Genomic DNA, 15,835 nt, shown 5'->3' with positions numbered 1-15,835 from the left:
AGGCTAGAGTGATCAGACCGTCTCCCTTTCAGTCGGAACAGCTTCGACCGGCCTTTCAACCGAGCGCTTGCGGCGCCAGCCGCGCAGCACGACGTAGAAAACCGGTGTGAGGAACAGGCCGAAGAGCGTCACGCCGAGCATGCCCGAGAAGACGGCGGTGCCGAGCGACTGGCGCATTTCGGCGCCGGGGCCGGTGGCGATGGCAAGCGGCAGAACGCCGAAGATGAAGGCGAATGCCGTCATCAGGATCGGGCGCAGGCGAAGATGACTGGCCTCGATGGCGGCCTCCACCGGCGACTTGCCTTCCTCTTCCGCCTGTCTGGCGAATTCGACGATCAGAATGGCGTTCTTGGCCGCCAAGCCGATCAGGACGATCAGGCCGATCTGCGTCAGGACGTTGTTGTCCATGCCCCTGAGCGACACCCCGATCAGTGCGGCGAGCACGGCAAGCGGGACGATGAGAATGATCGCCAGAGGCAGAACCCAGCTTTCATATTGGGCCGCCAGCGCCAGGAAGACGAAAATGACGGACAGGGCGAAGATGTAGACAGCGGTGTTGCCGGTATGGGTTTCCTGATAGGCAAGCTCCGTCCATTCGAAGGTCGTTCCGGGCGGCAGGATCTTGGCCGCCAATGCCTCCATTTTCTTCAGAGCATCGCCCGTCGAGGTACCGGGCGTCGGATTGCCCTGAAGCGGCACCGAAACATACATGTTGTAGCGCTGAACGAGCGCCGGGCCGCTGGAGTCCTGAATGTCCATCAGTGTGCCGAGAGGCACGAGCGCGCCGGTCGCGGAGCGCACCTTCAGGGCGAGAATGTCTTCCCGGTCCATGCGATATTGCCGGTCAGCCTGGGCGCGAACCTGGTAAACGCGGCCGAACGCGTTGAAATCGTTGACGTAGGCGACGCCGAGATTGATCGAAAGCGCGTTGAAGATATTGGGGATCGGCACGTTCAGGAAGCGCGCCTTGTCGCGGTCGATGGAGAGGAAATATTGCGGGCTGGCATCGGAGAACGTCGTAAAGACGCCGGTCAGCCCCTCGGTCGTTGCTGCCGCCCCCATCATCTGACGGGCAAGGCCGAGCACGCGCGTCATGTCGGGGTTTTCGAGATCGGAGATCTGCATCTTGAAGCCGCCGGAGTTGCCGACGCCGCGCACGGACGGCGGCGGGATGGCAATGATGAAGGCTTCCTGGATGCTTTGCAGCTTGCCGAAGAGCTCGCCGATGATCTTGTTGGCGTTCTCTCCGCCTTCCTCACGTTCGGCAAAGGATTTGAAAGGAACGAAGACAACGCCCGAATTCGAAGCATTGGTGAAGGTCGCGCCGCTGAAGCCGGCAAATTGCACGGCGTTGCCGACGCCGGGTACGGTACGGGCGATATCGCCCACCCGTTTGATGACGGCATCGGTGCGCGCAAGCGAGGCGCCATCGGGAAGCTGTACGACGATGATCGCATAACCCTGGTCCATGGTCGGGATGAAACCCGAGGGAACGCGGGTGGTCATGTACCAGGTTGCGCCGAGGAGGGCGACGAAGGCGACCATCGAGCAGGTCAATCCTACCCAGCTGCTGACCAGATGCCGGACGGTCCAAGAATAGCCGGAGCTCATCCGGTCGAAGCCGCGGTTGAAGCCGTTTGCAAGGCCAGCCCCCAGACGCGACGCGATGCTCTTGCGTTTCCCCTCGTGATCGTGGGCCTTCAGCAATATGCCTGCGAGCGCCGGCGAAAGCGTCAGGGAATTCAAGGCCGAGATCGCGGTTGTCACGGCGATCGTCACGGCGAACTGCCTGTAGAACTGGCCTGATATGCCGGGGATGAAGGCCGTCGGCACGAATACCGCAATCAGCACCAGCGAGATCGCGACGACCGCGGTTCCGACTTCGTCCATTGTGACGTGAGAGGCCTGCTTCGGCGTCATGCCGCGGGCGAGATTGCGCTCGACGTTTTCCACCACGACGATCGCGTCGTCGACGACGATGCCGATCGCCAGCACAAGGCCGAAGAGTGTCAGCATGTTGAGAGAAAAGCCGAAGGCTAAAAGCACCGCGAAGGTGCCGATCAGCGAGACGGGGATGGCGACGATCGGGATGATCGCGGTGCGCCAGGATTGCAGGAAGACGAGAACGACGATCGCCACCAGGATGGCCGCTTCGACGATGGTTTTATAGACCTCGTTGATCGAGGCCGAGATGAATTCGGTCGTGTCGTAGACGATGCGATACTCGAGACCCTCCGGGAAATTCTGGGAGATGTCCTTCATGAGTGCCTGGACCTGATGGGCCGTATCCAGGGCGTTGGTTCCCGGCCGGGCGAAAATGCCAAGCGCAACCGCCGGATCGTTGTTGAGGTAACTGTTGGTGACGTAGTCCTGCGCGCCAAGCTCGATGCGGGCGACATCCTGCAACTGCACGAGCCGGCCCGATGTCGTCGATTTCACGATGACATAACGGAATTCGCGCACATCGGAGAAGCGTCCGTCCGTGCGCACCGTATATTCGAAGGCGTTCCTGCCTGTGACCGGCGGCGCGCCGATCTTGCCACCCGAGACCTGGACGTTCTGGTCTCTCAAGGCGGAGACGACGTCGTCGGATGTCATGCCGTAGGCGGAGAGTTTTTCCGGATCCAGCCAGATTCGCATCGAATATTGACGTTCGCCGAAGACCTGCACGTCACCGACGCCATCGAGGCGCACGAGCACGTCACGGATGCGGTTACGGGCGTAGTTCGAGACGTAAAGCTGGTCATAGCGGTGTGATGGCGACAAGAGGTGCACGACCATCATCAGGTCGGGCGAGCTCTTGTCGGTGGTCACGCCGAGCCGCTGGACCTCCTCGGGAAGGCGGGGCAGCGCGATGGAAACGCGGTTCTGGACGAGCACCTGGACCTTGTCGAGATCGGTGCCGAGCTTGAAGGTGATCGTCAGCGAAATGGCGCCGTCGGCGCTGGAATAGGAAGACATGTAAAGCATGTCTTCGACGCCGTTGATCTGCTGTTCGAGCGGGGTCGAAACGGTGTCGGCGATGGTTTGCGGGTCGGCGCCCGGATAGGAGGTGCGCACGACGATGGTGGGCGGCGCGATCTCCGGATATTGGGCGACCGGCAGCTGTGTATAGGCGATGCCGCCGACAACGAGGAAGAGGATCGAGATGACGGCGGCAAAAATCGGCCGGTCGACGAAGAAATGCGCGAACCTCATTGTCCGCTCTCCGCGTTTGCGGCCTCCGGCGCTGTATCCTGCCGCTCCTGCGGCAGTTCGCTCATCTGCGGGGTGATGGTCGAACCGGGCCGGGCGCGTATCACGCCGTTGACGATGATGGTTTCGCTGCCGTCGAGACCCTCGCGTATGACGCGATAGCCATAGAGCCGTGGTCCGGGTCGCACGGGCTTGGTCGAAACCTTGCCCTGCGCATCGACGAGATAGACGACGCGTTCATTCTGGTCCGAGCCGATCGCTTCGTCGGGGACGAGAACGGCCTTGTAAGTGTTGGAGGCTTCGACCTGAACACGGCCGAAGAGGCCGGGCTGGAGGATGAAATCGGGATTTGGGAGACGGGCGCGGATGCGGATGGTGCCGCTCTCGTTGTCCACCCGGTTCTCGGCGAAATCGAGCTTGCCCTTGAAGGGTTTGGCGGTCGGGTCCGAGATCGTGACGGAAACATCCACGCCGCCGCCGCCCATTTGAAGGTCCTTGCCCTGCTTGCGCGCCGTGTCGGCGAAATTCAGCAGGCGGCGCTCATCCACATCGAAATAAAAATCGATCGGATCGAGGGAAACGATGGTGGTGAGCACCGTCTGATCGGCCTGCACCAGGTTGCCGGGCGAGATCAGGCGGCGATCGATGCGGCCGCTGAGCGGCGCTTTGATCTCGGTATATTCAAGATCGAGAGCCGCGCGGTCGGCTGCGGCTTGCGCGCCGCGGACATTGGCCTCGGCCGACTCGAACTCGCGGCGGCGGTCGTCCAGCGTCTGGGCGGACTGGCTGCCGCTCGATGCGAGCGATTGGGCGCGCTTGTACTGCGCATCGGCAAAAACGAGGGCGGATTGCGATGCTTCGAGCGCCGCCTTCGCCTGGTTGAGTGCTGTTATGAACGGCCGCTGGTCGATGACGAAGAGCAGGTCGCCTTGCTTGACCAGGGCGCCATCTTCGAAATGAACTTCCTGCAGGTAGCCGCCGACGCGGGAGCGCACGGAGACTTCGTCAACCGGCTGGAAGCGGCCGATGAACTCGTCATTGTCGACGACATCGCGCACCACGGGTTTTGCGACGGTGACAGGGGGAGGGGCGGACGGTGCGCCCTGCGCCATCGCGGCCAGAGGCATGAATGTGGCGATGCAGCCGAGCATCAATATCCGTCGAAGCGCGAAAGTCATATCGGTCCCTCCAATCGCGGCGGCCGATCGACTGCCACCGTACTTAAGATGAAGTGATGCTATTCATGTCTTGCTGCTTTGAACGAAAGCCTTGGGCTCCCGTGATCTCCCCGGCGTTCAATCGTTGGAAGGAAAGCCGGTATGCGATGCACAATGGAAAATCATAACGCTATGGAACGGGATATAAGCGGCAGCGACGAAAAATAGCAAATGCCAATTATTCGCTTTTCTGGAATCCATGAACTTCATGGAGCGGCATCAGCTTTCGACGATCTCATCTCGGCCGGGCGGCAGAACGGCAAGCTCAGCCCAATCAAGCTCCTGTTCCAGCATGTGAAAGACGTCGTCGTCGATCTCGCCGGCGCGGCGCATCGCGGCCAGTTTGCGCCGTTTCGCACCGATGACATTGCGGCGCTGTTTGTCGAGCCTGCTGACCTCGCGCGGGTGTCTTCCGTCGGCAGCAATCTCGCGCTCGGAGGTGTAGACGTCGCGCAGGATTCGGGTGGATTTGTCCTCGCCTTCAAGCTCGGCAAGAGCCGCGTCGATCAATGCCACGCGAGCTTTGGTGAGATCGCGGTTCAGGGATGTGTCCGGATCGAATTTCAGGAAGCGGATCAGCGGCCCGAGCGTCAGCCCCTGGACGATGAGCGTGCCGAGAACGACGGCCAGCGCGCTGAGCAGGATGATATCGCGATCATGGAAGTCGATCGGCAGGGCGAGCGCAGTTGCCAGCGTGACGAGACCGCGCATGCCGCACCAGCCGGCAAGCAGGCTCGCGGCAAATGTGGGAGCGGCTTGCGTCGTGAGACCGCGCTCGGCAAGGAAGGTGATGACGCGGTTATAGACGAGCACCCAGGCCAGGCGCACGGCGATGACGGTGACGAAGACTGCGGTTGCCAAGGTGAACGCAAAATTCAGCCGAGCGGGATCGAGATCGAGGACGATCTGGCGGACCTGCAAGCCCATCAGCAGGAAGGCGAGCACATTAAGCAGGAACACCGCGGCCTCCCAAACCGAATAGGAATGAATGCGGTGGCGGGCCGTCTGCCGCTCCGGCATGTAGCGGGCGATCACCATGGCATATGCGACGATCGCCAGGATCGCCGAAAGGTGCAGTCGCTCGGCGATGATCCAGGTGCCGAAGGTGGCGACGAACTCGAGCAGTGTGCCGCCGAGCGTGCCGGCGAGCTTCAGACCAACGATCATGTAGAGACGGCCGAGAAGATAGCCGAGGATGAGACCGCCCGGCGCTGCCAGCGTCAATTCCGCCAGAATGCCGGTGAAGAAGGCAGGATTGGTGGCGGCCGCCACTGCGGCGCTGAAGATGAGGAGGGCGACGGCATCGTTGAGCAGGCTCTCGCCCTTGAGGATTACATAGGTCTGGCGCGGCAGATTGAAGCGGTCGAGCATGACGGTCGCCGCGACCGCATCCGGCGGCGCGACGATGGCGCCGAGTGCGACGGCCACGGCAAGCGGCAGGCCGGCCATTGCGACGCCGACGGCGGCGACGGCCGCGGCCGTCAAAATGACGGCGATTGCGGCAAGCGAAAAGAGCGGCAGCCAGTTGCGCCTCAACGTCCTCGGCGGCAAATCGTATGCGGCATCGAAAAGTACGGGTGCGATGAAAAGCGCCAGCGCCAGCCTGGGATCGATCGCCACCTCCGGCGCCCACGGGAAGGCAGCGACAATGATGCCGGCGATCGCCAGCATGGTCGGATAAGGCACACGGAACTTCCTGGAGAATTGCAGGAAGATGATCGCCACCAAGAGCAGCGTCAGCATGCTTTCGAAGAACGCCATAGGCCCTCCAGACCATTTCAGCGGATAGTTCTTGCCGGAAACTAGGGCCAGGCGATGCCGCGGCTACCGTTGGAGCCTAAAGCTGTGAGGGACGGCAAGCTGCCGGCCGCGGCCTGCGGCATTTTGGCCGCGGTTGCAGAATCTGCGGCTTACGCTCTTGTGCGAGCGTCTGCGCTCAATATATGTGAGCACATCATAAGTATGCTTATAAATATCGGCATAGGTTTCCATGAACGCCACGCCCACACTCGGTTTCCTTCTCCACGATGTCGCACGACTGCTGCGCAAGCGCTTCGAGCAACGTGCCAAGTGTCTTGGGCTGACACGGTCGCAATGGCAGACGCTCGCCTATCTCTCGAACAACGAGGGCATCCACCAGAGCGGCCTTGCCGAAATTCTCGAAGTCGAGCCAATCACGCTGGTGCGCATTCTCGACAAGCTCGCCGAACGCGGGCTCATCGAGCGCCGCCAGCATCCGACCGACCGGCGGATCTGGCTGCTCTACATGCGCGACGAGGCGCATCCTCTGCTCGCCGAAATGCGCGAACTTGGCGATGTCACCCGCGCAGAGGCGCTGGAAGGTGTCTCCGCCGAGCAGCGCGAGCAGCTTTTTCAGATCCTGTCCATAATGAAGACCAACCTGGTCCATGCATGCCGGACCCCGGTTGACGAAAATGAGATGAACGATGGCTGATCAATCTCCCCTGCGCGTCGTTGCCGACGCCAATGCCAAGTCTCCTATTGAAGAAAATGAAGCGAAACAGCAGGAAACGGTAGCCGAAGCGCCTTCATCCAATTCAGCGCCGGCTACTGCCGTGGCTGCGCCTGGCGGCAACAAGGTCCGCCGCCGGCGCAGTTTCACGCGGCCCGTTCTCTTCGCCCTGCTGCCGGTTGCGCTCGTCGTCGGCGGTTACTACTACGTCAATGGCGGTCAGGTGATGTCGACCGACAACGCCTATATCCAGGCCGATATGGTCGGGGTCACCACCGATGTCTCCGGCATCGTCGACCAGATCGACGTGCATGAGAACGAGGCGGTCAAGGCGGGGCAGGTGCTGTTCAGCCTGAGGGTCGACTCCTTCAAGATCGCACTTGCCGGCGCCGAAGCGCAGCTCGGCGTCCAGCGCAACCAGATCATGAACCTCAAGGCGAGCTATCAGCAGTCGCTCGCCGAGATCACTCAGGCGCAAGCGGACCTGCCCTATTACCAGGATCAGTTCGACCGGCAGCAGAACCTCGTCAACAACGGCAGCGCGACCCAATCAGCCTATGACGAGGCCAAGCATAATCTCGAAGCTGCGCAGCAGAAGGTTGCCGTCGCCAAGGCGGAAGCCGCAACGACGCTCGCCCAGCTCGGCGGTTCTGCCGACCAGCCGGTCGAAGAAAACCCGCTCTACCTGCAGGCCAAGTCGAATGTCGACAACGCCCGGCGCGAACTCGACAACAGCGTCGTCAAGGCGCCCTTCGACGGCATCGTCACCAACGTCAATGCGCTGCAGGTCGGCTCCTACTTGCAGGCTTCGCAGCAGGCCTTCTCGCTTGTCGCCACCGATCATCTGTGGATCGCCGCCAGCCCGAAGGAAACCGAGCTCACCTATGTCAAGCCCGGCCAGACGGCCACGATTTACGTCGACACCTATCCCGGCGTGACGTGGAAGGGCAAGGTCGAGAGCATCAGCCCCGCGTCGGGCTCCAGCTTCTCGCTGCTGCCGGCGCAGAACACCACCGGCAACTGGGTGAAGGTCGTGCAGCGCATTCCGATGCGCGTCAGCATCGAGGATGCGCAAGGCAAGCCGCCGCTGCGCGTCGGCATGAGCACGGTCGTCGATGTCGATACCGGCCATGCCCGCGGCCTGCCCGATTTCGTCAACAAGCTTCTGGGCCGGGCTCAGGGCGGGGATGATGAGTAACGCTCCCGCTTCCCCGGCGACCCCGGTTGCCAATCGCGGCGCGATCACGGCCTGCGTTATTCTCGCCGTCATCATGCAGGCGCTGGACACGACGATCGCCAACGTGGCGCTGCCCTATATCCAGGGCAGCGTGTCGGCCTCCGCCGACCAGATCAACTGGGTGCTGACCTCCTATATCGTCGCGGCGGCGATCATGACGCCACCCTCCGGTTTCCTCGCCGCCAAGTTCGGCCGCAAGCGTGTTCTGCTCGTCGCAATCGCCGGCTTCGTGGCCGCCTCCGTTCTCTGCGGCCTGGCGCAATCCTTGAACCAGATCGTCGCCTTCCGCCTGTTGCAGGGCCTGTTCGGCGCATCGCTGGTGCCGCTTTCCCAGGGCATTCTTCTCGACATCTATACGGTGGAGGAGCGCGGCTCGGCTATGGCGCTTTTCGGCGTCTCGGTCATGGTCGGGCCGGTGCTCGGCCCGGTCATCGGCGGCTGGCTGACCGACAACATCAGCTGGCGCTGGGTGTTCTATATCAACGTGCCGATCGGCGCGCTCGCCTTCATGGGCATCGTCGTCTTCGTTAGCGAGACCAAGCGGGATGCGCTCGCCAAACTCGACTGGTTCGGCTTCGGGATGATGAGCCTGTTCATCGCCGCGCTGCAGCTCTTCCTCGACCGCGGCGAGCAGCTCGACTGGTTCTCTTCGGGCGAGATCATGGTCGAAGCGATTGTCTGCGCCGCCGCATTCTATCTGCTTCTGGTGCACACGCTGACCGCCGAGAAATCCTTCGTCAATCCGAAGCTGTTTCTCGACCAGAACTTCACGGTCAGCATGATCTTCATCTTCGTGGTTGGCGTCACCTACCTCGCCTCGCTGGCGCTGATGACCCCCTATCTGCAGACGCTGATGGGCTATCCCGTCATTACCGCCGGCATCGTCATGGGGCCGCGGGGGCTTGGCACCATGCTCTGCATGTTCATTGTCGGACGGCTGATCGGCAAGGTCGATACACGCGTGTTGCTGGTGCTCGGTCTCGGCCTGACCGCCTGGGCGATGTACGACATGACGGGCTGGACGCCCGATGTTTCGCAGTGGACGATCGTCTCGGTCGGCTTCATCCAGGGCGCCGGCCTCGGCTTTCTCTTCGTGCCGCTGACGACGGTCGCCTTCGCCACGCTGCCCGCCCATATGCGTGGCGACGGTACCGGCCTCTACAATCTGTCGCGAAACATCGGCTCGGCGGTCGGTATCTCGATCGTCTCGGCGCTGATCGTCGAGAACACACAGAGCAATCACGAGTCGATCGCGGCCTATGTGACGCCTTTCAACCACGCCTTCAATGCGGTGGCGGCGCAAGGGTTGAGCCCCCTGACGGCCGCCGGCCGCGCTTCGCTCAACGAGATGATCACCCTGCAATCGACGATCATCGCCTATATGGACGATTTCAAGCTCTTGATGCTGATGTCGCTCGCGGTCATCCCGCTGGCGCTGCTGCTGCGCAAGCCGAAAGCGGCGCCCACCGTCGACCATAGCGCGGTGATGGAATAATCAGCGAAACGGTTTGCTGAGATACCGCGATCCCTGAATGCCGAAGCGCCACGGTGCTTCGGCATTTCTAGTGATGCCGATGCGTTTTCCCGAGACAACAGGCACCAGCGCAGACGGCGTCAGCGCATAGGGAGGGCGGTCGAGCAGCCTGTCGTTGATTTCGATGTCGATGCCGAGCGCCTGGCAGAGCTTGCCCGGGCCGCTGCAGAGCGCCGTCAGCATATCGGTGCCGCTCCGCTCCGTCATGGCGGCAATTCCCGCTTCCGGCTCGAGCGCCCGGATCAGCACGGCCGAGCCCGGATGGCAGACGAAGTTCAGGCACCAGTACATGCCATAGATGCGGTAGATGTAGACATTGCCGGGCCGGCCGAACATGGCGCCGTTGCGCCTGGTGGGCCCGCGAAAACTGTGCGAGGCTTCGTCATCGGGGAAATAGGCCTCGGTCTCGGTGATGCGGCCGCCGGCGCCATCGACTGTCAGATGGCAGCCGAGCAGGTCGCGGGCCACAGTGATCGCGTCGCGCTCGAAAAACGCCCTGAGGCCTTCGCCGGCAAGCGCGCCGGCGCCGATCGCGCCCTTTGTCATTCCACCATCGGTCATAACCGAGGCAGATAACATTCGCTGCCGGCGCCGTCATCCTAAAACCATTTGATGAGGCCGGCCGCGTCAGCGGCGGGCATTCGGATCACGCATCGGGATCGAGGATGATGTAACCGAGACCGGATCGCTCGCCGGGAAGGAATCTTCCAGGCCTTCCTCCAGTTCCTCTTCGAGCAGGGCCGGATCCTTGCTGCGCGCGCCGTCGCCATGGGCTGGTTCGATTGCTGCCGCAAGCAGGACCTTGGCGCGCGGGACCGCGTTTTCCAACGTCAGTTCGGGTGCGCTCCGCAGCGTTACGGCAATGCTGTCTTCGCCTTCACCGCCGAATTCGACGACGAAGCCGTCTTCCGTCTGGTAGACGGTGATATCGCTGAGTGCCATGGCCCTTCCCCCAACCGCTCATATTAGCAAAGCGTGTTTTTGGAATTTTGTCGAGCGAAGACCTTCACCAGCCAATCGATGAAGACGCGCACGCGCGGCGAAAGCTGGCGGTTGCGGGGATAGAGCAGGGAGACCGGCGTCGGGGTCAGCGGAAAATCCGGAAGCACTTGGACCAGAGTGCCGTCGGACAGGTCTTTTTCGGCGTGGTAGCGCGGGATCTGGATCAGGCCGAGGCCCATCCTCGCTGCAGCAACATAGCTTTCGGCGGCGTTGACGGTGACGGTCGCGGGAATGGTTATGTTACGTGCCGCACCATCGACGATGAATTCGAGCGGCAGCAGACTGCCGGTGCTGGTAGAACGGAAGCCGACCATGCAATGGCCGGCAAGCCGGTCCGGATGCTGCGGCACGCCGCGGGCGGCGACATAGGCCGGTGAGGCGAGCGTGACCTCATCAAGCATGGCGACACGCCTGATGATCATTTCGCTATCGGCGGGCGTACCGACGCGCAGCACGCAATCGATGCCTTCGCGCACCAGATCGACCAGCCGATCGCCTTCGCTCATAAAGAACTCGATCTCGGGATAGGTCTCCAGAAAGGACGGCAGGCTCGGCAGCACGAAATGGCGCGCGAGCGTGCCGTGCACGTCGACGCGCAGCAGGCCTTTCGGTCTGGCGCCGGCAAAGGCCCCTTCCGCATCCTCGATGTCGGCGAGGATCGACAGGCAGCGCTGGTAATAAGCCTCGCCGTCGAGCGTCGGGCTGACGTGGCGCGTCGTGCGCTGGAGTAAGCGCACACCGAGGCGGGCCTCGAGCTGCTTGACCGCGTCGGTAACGGTCGAGCGCGGCAGGCCCATGTCTTCCGCTGCGAGGGTGAAGCTGCGGCGCTCCACAATGCGGCAGAACACACGCATGGCATCGAATCTGTCCATCTTGTTTGTTCGTATTCTCCGGATAGTAATGTCGAAGAATGCACGATTATCCGCCACAGGAAAAGGCCCATCTTCTTCTCATCGAAAACGCGCCGTGGCGCAGAAGGAGAAGAACAATGGCTTCCAACAAAAACAAAAAGGTCGCACTGGTCACCGGCGCTTCCCGTGGTATCGGCGCGGCCGTTGCCAGGCGCCTCGCCAGGGACGGTTTCACCGTCGTCGTCAACTATTCCGGCAGTGCGGCCGCGGCCGAGGACCTCGCCCGGGAGATCGAGCAGGCTGGCGGCAGGGCGCTGACGGCGAAGGCGGATGTCAGCGATGCTGGAGCCGTCCGGCGGATGTTCGACGCTGCGGAAGGCGCTTTTGGCCGCGTTGATGTGCTCGTCAACAATGCCGGCATCATGATGCTGTCGCCGCTCGCCGAGGCTGACGACGAAAACTTCGATCGCCAGATTGGCGTCAATCTCAAGGGCACGTTCAATACGCTCAGGGAAGCGGCCCGGCGCCTGCGTGACGGCGGCAGGGTCATCAACTTTTCGACTTCGGTCGTCGGGCTGAAGCTCGAAACCTATGGCGTTTACGCCGCCACCAAGGCCGCCGTCGAAACGCTGACGGCGATCATGGCCAAGGAGATGCGCGGCCGTAACATCACGGTCAACGCCATCGCGCCCGGGCCGGTGGCTACTGATCTTTTCCTCAACGGCAAGACGGAGGAACTCATCGCCCGCATGGCGAAGATGAACCCGCTGGAACGGCTCGGCTCGCCCGAGGATATTGCCTCTGCGGTCGCCTTTCTAGCCGGCCCGGACGGCGGCTGGATCAATGGCCAGACACTGCGCGCCAACGGCGGCGTGATCTGACGAAGGCGCCCTCATCGCAATCATGTGAACGAAGATTGTAGGTCTTTCCCCTTACAATCTTGTGGAGAGTGCCTATAGTTGCTTTATCGCGAGAGAGTGGAGTTCCCTGACGCTCTCTCCCGAACCTCCAGAGCCTGCCGCGCCCAGTCTGCGGCGCGACAGGTCCGATGTTCAAAATTTTGCGGCCCGTCGAAGGTTTCCTTTGCCTTCCGGGCCGTCTCTGTTTTGCCGCCGCGCGACATGCTCTAGAAATCGTTCAGCTTGGCCTCGACCAGGAGCTTGACCAGCCAATCGACGAAGACGCGGACCTTGTTGCTGAGGTGGCGGTTCGGTGGATAGACCACATAGAGCGGTATCGGATCGCGGCGCCAGTCCGGCAGCACGCGGATGAGTTCGCCCCGCCGCATCGGTTCACGCGCCATGAAGGTCGGCACCTGCGCGACGCCGAGCCCCGTCAGGGCCGCGGTCAGATAAGTGCGGCTGTCATTGACCGAGGCGATGCAGCGCGGGGTGGTCTCGACCATTTCGTTGCCCCTGCGAAATTCGAAGGGCAGCGTCCGGTTGTTCTGGGCGCGGAAATAATTGACGGAATAGTGCGTGGCCTCAAGATCCTCCGGCCGTTCGGGCATGCCGAATTTCTGAATGTAGCTCGGCGAAGCGCAGGTGATCAGTTCCATCTCCGAAACCCGCCGGGCGATCAGTGACTGATCGGTGGGCGTGCCGGCCCGCAGCGCGCAATCGACGTTTTCGACCAGGTAGTCTACCGTGCGGTCGCCGACCCCCAGGTCCAGACGGATATCGGGATAGCGCTGGTAGAAGTCGCAAAGTGCTGGAACGACAATGGCGTCGGCAAAAGCGCCGCTCATTTCGATGCGCAACCGCCCGCTCGGCACGCTTTGCGAATTGGAGAGGCTGCCATCGAGTTCCTCCAGCTCAGAGATGATCTGGGCGGCGCGTTCGTAATAAAGTGCTCCGTCCGTGGTCACCATGACCCGGCGCGTGGTGCGGTTCAGGAGCTTGGTGCGCAGATGCGCTTCGAGCCCCTGAATGAGGTTGGTCACCGTCGCCTTGGGCATGGCGAGCATGTCGGCGGCGCGGGTGAAATTGCCCGTCTCCACGACGCGGATGAAGACGCGCATTGCCGAGAGCTGATCCATCGGTTTCAAGTCCGCAGTTTGCGTTGCACCATTATTCGAAAATCGGAACAGTGTAATCGCGATATCGCTTCTTATTCCCTGTGCTGAATAACAATATCTTTTTTATACAAAATGCAAGCGGCGGAATGTGCCTGTTTGCTCCCATGCGGAAAGAGACCGGAAGCATGACGGTGGAGTGGAAAGATATGATGCTGGACAAGGTGGCCATTGGCCCCGTTTCCGCACGTATCTACCAGGGCGCCGATTATGGCAAGGGTCCGCCGATCGTGCTTTATCTGCATGGCGGCGCCTTTCTCGACAGCGAGACCAATGTCGATCGCCCGGTGGCGATGAGCCTCGCCAAAGCTGGCGCCATCGTCGCCGCCGTCGACTATAGCAGCCTGTCCGACAACCTGTTTCCGAAGGCATTGGAAGTTTCTTTCTCGGTTTTCAGCTATCTCGCCAACAAACGTGCTGCCGGTCTTGGCGACCGCAAGTCATTGCTTTTTGTCGCCGGTGAGGAGGCGGGCGGCAACGTCGCCGCCGGTGTGGCGCTGAAGGCGCGCGACCAGTTGCCTGATGCACTCGATGGCCAGGTGTTGATTTCGCCGCTGCTTGATCCCTTCATGGGCACGTCCTCCATCCGCAAGGCGGAAGCCGTCGGCATGCGCCAGCGCTGGACCGATGGCTGGAGTCATTACCTGAGCGGCGGCGGCTGCCATCCCTATGCGGCGCCTTGCCTCTGTTCGCGTCTTTCTGGCGTCGCTCCGGCGCTGATATTCACCGCTGAGGACGATCCTCTGCACGACGAAACAATCGGTTACGGCGCCCGCCTGAAAAAGGCCGGTGTCGGTGTCCGCCAGCATGTCCTTCCCGCCGGGACGGGCTGGGCTTCGATTTATGGTGGGAAATCCGGGGAAGCGCCCGGTTGGCAGGAACACGTCAGCCGCCATTTCGGGAGTTTCCTTCAGGACGTAAGCGTCCAACCGCAATTGCATTGAAGAAGATCTGATATTTCGGCGGCTCGAGGCCGCAAGGAGAGTACTGATGACGTCCAGAAGCAAGCGCTGGGCCCTGGTGGGCGCCGGCTTAGGTCTCATTGCGTCCGTTTCCGGCGCTGCATTGTTTTTCGAATTGCCGATGAGCACGGCTGCCACGGCCGCATCCGAGTCGGCGCAGCCTCCGGCCGTGCCGGTGACGGTTGCCGTGGTCGCGGCGCACGACGTGACCGCCTGGGAAAGTTTCTCCGGCCGCCTGGAAGCGGTCGACCGCGTACAGGTGCGCTCCCGCGTCGCCGGCGCCATTCTGTCGGTGGCGTTCCGTGAGGGCGCGCTGGTCAAACAGGGCGACCTGCTGTTCACCATCGACCCGGCGCCCTACCAGGCGAGCGTGGCGCAGGCGCAAGGCCAGGTCGCTTCGGCCGAAGCCAAGGTCAGCCTGGCGCAGACCGAGCTCGATCGCGGCCGCAGGCTTTCCGACAACCGCACCATCTCCCAGAGCGATCTCGATCAGCGCCAGAGCGCACTGGCCGAGGCGCAGGCCGGCCTGCGTTCGGCGCAGGCCACCTTGCAGTCGGCCCAGCTCGATCTCGATTACACGCAGGTTCGCGCTCCGGTATCGGGCCGTATCGGCAAGATCGAGGTAACCGCCGGCAACCTCGTTGCAGCCGGATCGACCTCGCCGGCGCTGACGACGCTGGTTTCGGTCGACCCGATCTATGCGAGCTTCAACGCCAGCGAAGAGATGGTGACGCGGGCGCTTGCCCAACTGCCGCAGACCGACAGCGCGCTGCCTCCGGTCGAGCAAATCCCCGTCGAAATCGGCACGTTGGCCGACGACGGTACGCCGATCAAAGGCAAGCTGCAGCTGATCGACAACGAGGTCGATGCATCAAGCGGCACGATCGGCGTGCGGGCCGTCTTCGACAATCCGGGCGGACGCCTCATTCCCGGTCAGTTCGTGCGCGTGCGCATGGGCCAGCCGAAAGCCGAGAACAAGATCGTCATCAGCGACCGGGCCGTCGGCACTGACCAGGACAAGAAGTTCGTCTTCGTCGTCGACGGCGAGAACAAGGTGGCCTACCGGCAGGTCCAGCTCGGCTCGCTGGCTGACGGCCAGCGGGTGGTCGAAAGCGGCCTGAAGGCCGGCGAGAAGATCGTCGTCAACGGCCTGCAGCGCATCCGTCCCGGTGCCGTCGTCGTTCCGCAGATGGAAGAGAAGGTCGCGACCGCTCAGTAAGATCCCGCCTTCCCCTGCGGGGGAAGGCCGATACCCGACATAATATGACCCGCCGGCGGCGCCTCACCCGC

The 15,835-nt window shown here is 62.3% G+C and carries 13 protein-coding genes; 6 read left to right on the top strand and 7 right to left on the bottom strand.

The genetic code is table 11. The annotated features are described in order from the left end of the window. Positions 1-12 precede the first annotated feature (12 nt). The 3 genes from AMK02_RS16940 to AMK02_RS16930 form a co-directional block, all read right to left on the bottom strand. The gene (locus AMK02_RS16940; RefSeq protein WP_064804593.1) at positions 13-3,198 is read right to left on the bottom strand and encodes an efflux RND transporter permease subunit; all 3,186 of its coding nucleotides are present in this window, start codon (positions 3,196-3,198) and stop codon (positions 13-15) included. Next, the gene (locus AMK02_RS16935; RefSeq protein WP_064804591.1) at positions 3,195-4,373 is read right to left on the bottom strand and encodes an efflux RND transporter periplasmic adaptor subunit; all 1,179 of its coding nucleotides are present in this window, start codon (positions 4,371-4,373) and stop codon (positions 3,195-3,197) included. The genes AMK02_RS16940 and AMK02_RS16935 overlap by 4 nt, the downstream gene beginning before the upstream one ends. 258 nt (positions 4,374-4,631) lie before the next feature. Further along, on the bottom strand, positions 4,632-6,173 hold the full coding sequence (locus AMK02_RS16930; protein WP_064804589.1) for a cation:proton antiporter: 1,542 nt from the start codon (positions 6,171-6,173) through the stop codon (positions 4,632-4,634). A 229-nt stretch (positions 6,174-6,402) separates the two neighbouring features. Here AMK02_RS16930 and AMK02_RS16925 point away from each other — a divergent pair, with 229 nt between their 5' ends. The 3 genes from AMK02_RS16925 to AMK02_RS16915 are packed head-to-tail and all read left to right on the top strand — an operon-like array spanning position 6,403 to position 9,617. After that, a complete protein-coding gene (locus AMK02_RS16925) occupies positions 6,403-6,867 on the top strand; it encodes a MarR family winged helix-turn-helix transcriptional regulator (RefSeq protein WP_064804587.1) in 465 nt (154 codons plus the stop codon). Then, positions 6,860-8,083, top strand: coding sequence for an HlyD family secretion protein (locus AMK02_RS16920; protein ID WP_064804585.1), 1,224 nt, complete (start codon positions 6,860-6,862; stop codon positions 8,081-8,083). The genes AMK02_RS16925 and AMK02_RS16920 overlap by 8 nt, the downstream gene beginning before the upstream one ends. Beyond that, a complete protein-coding gene (locus AMK02_RS16915) occupies positions 8,076-9,617 on the top strand; it encodes a DHA2 family efflux MFS transporter permease subunit (RefSeq protein WP_064804583.1) in 1,542 nt (513 codons plus the stop codon). Before AMK02_RS16920 ends, AMK02_RS16915 begins: the two co-directional genes overlap by 8 nt. Here AMK02_RS16915 and AMK02_RS16910 read toward each other — a convergent pair whose 3' ends face one another. Genes AMK02_RS16910 through AMK02_RS16900 form a run of 3 tightly spaced genes read right to left on the bottom strand, consistent with a single transcriptional unit; the run spans position 9,618 to position 11,530 of the window. Next, positions 9,618-10,235, bottom strand: coding sequence for a DNA-3-methyladenine glycosylase (locus AMK02_RS16910; RefSeq protein ID WP_082929679.1), 618 nt, complete (start codon positions 10,233-10,235; stop codon positions 9,618-9,620). Positions 10,236-10,283: 48 nt separating this feature from the next. Beyond that, the gene (locus AMK02_RS16905) at positions 10,284-10,598 is read right to left on the bottom strand and encodes a hypothetical protein (RefSeq protein ID WP_064804579.1); all 315 of its coding nucleotides are present in this window, start codon (positions 10,596-10,598) and stop codon (positions 10,284-10,286) included. 23 nt (positions 10,599-10,621) lie between these two features. Continuing rightward, positions 10,622-11,530 carry a LysR family transcriptional regulator gene (locus tag AMK02_RS16900; RefSeq protein ID WP_064804577.1) on the bottom strand — a complete coding sequence of 303 codons (909 nt, stop codon included), beginning with the start codon at positions 11,528-11,530 and terminating at the stop codon, positions 10,622-10,624. Positions 11,531-11,646: 116 nt separating this feature from the next. Here AMK02_RS16900 and AMK02_RS16895 point away from each other — a divergent pair, with 116 nt between their 5' ends. After that, the gene (locus tag AMK02_RS16895) at positions 11,647-12,390 is read left to right on the top strand and encodes an SDR family oxidoreductase (protein ID WP_064804575.1); all 744 of its coding nucleotides are present in this window, start codon (positions 11,647-11,649) and stop codon (positions 12,388-12,390) included. 245 nt (positions 12,391-12,635) lie between these two features. Here AMK02_RS16895 and AMK02_RS16890 read toward each other — a convergent pair whose 3' ends face one another. Further along, a complete protein-coding gene (locus tag AMK02_RS16890) occupies positions 12,636-13,547 on the bottom strand; it encodes a LysR family transcriptional regulator (RefSeq protein ID WP_064804574.1) in 912 nt (303 codons plus the stop codon). Between the two features lie 164 nt (positions 13,548-13,711). On the opposite strand from AMK02_RS16890, the gene AMK02_RS16885 reads away from it, so the two are divergent. Continuing rightward, positions 13,712-14,527 (top strand): alpha/beta hydrolase fold domain-containing protein, encoded by an 816-nt coding sequence (locus tag AMK02_RS16885; RefSeq protein ID WP_064804572.1) that lies wholly within the window; start codon positions 13,712-13,714, stop codon positions 14,525-14,527. Between the two features lie 46 nt (positions 14,528-14,573). Then, entirely contained in the window at positions 14,574-15,764 is a 1,191-nt protein-coding gene (locus AMK02_RS16880) for an efflux RND transporter periplasmic adaptor subunit (protein WP_064804570.1), read from the top strand. The last annotated feature ends 71 nt before the right edge of the window (positions 15,765-15,835 follow it).

The sequence above is a fragment of the Rhizobium sp. N731 genome (assembly GCF_001664145.1).
Lineage (GTDB): Bacteria > Pseudomonadota > Alphaproteobacteria > Rhizobiales > Rhizobiaceae > Rhizobium > Rhizobium esperanzae.
This window is presented reverse-complemented; position numbering and strand designations above follow the sequence as displayed.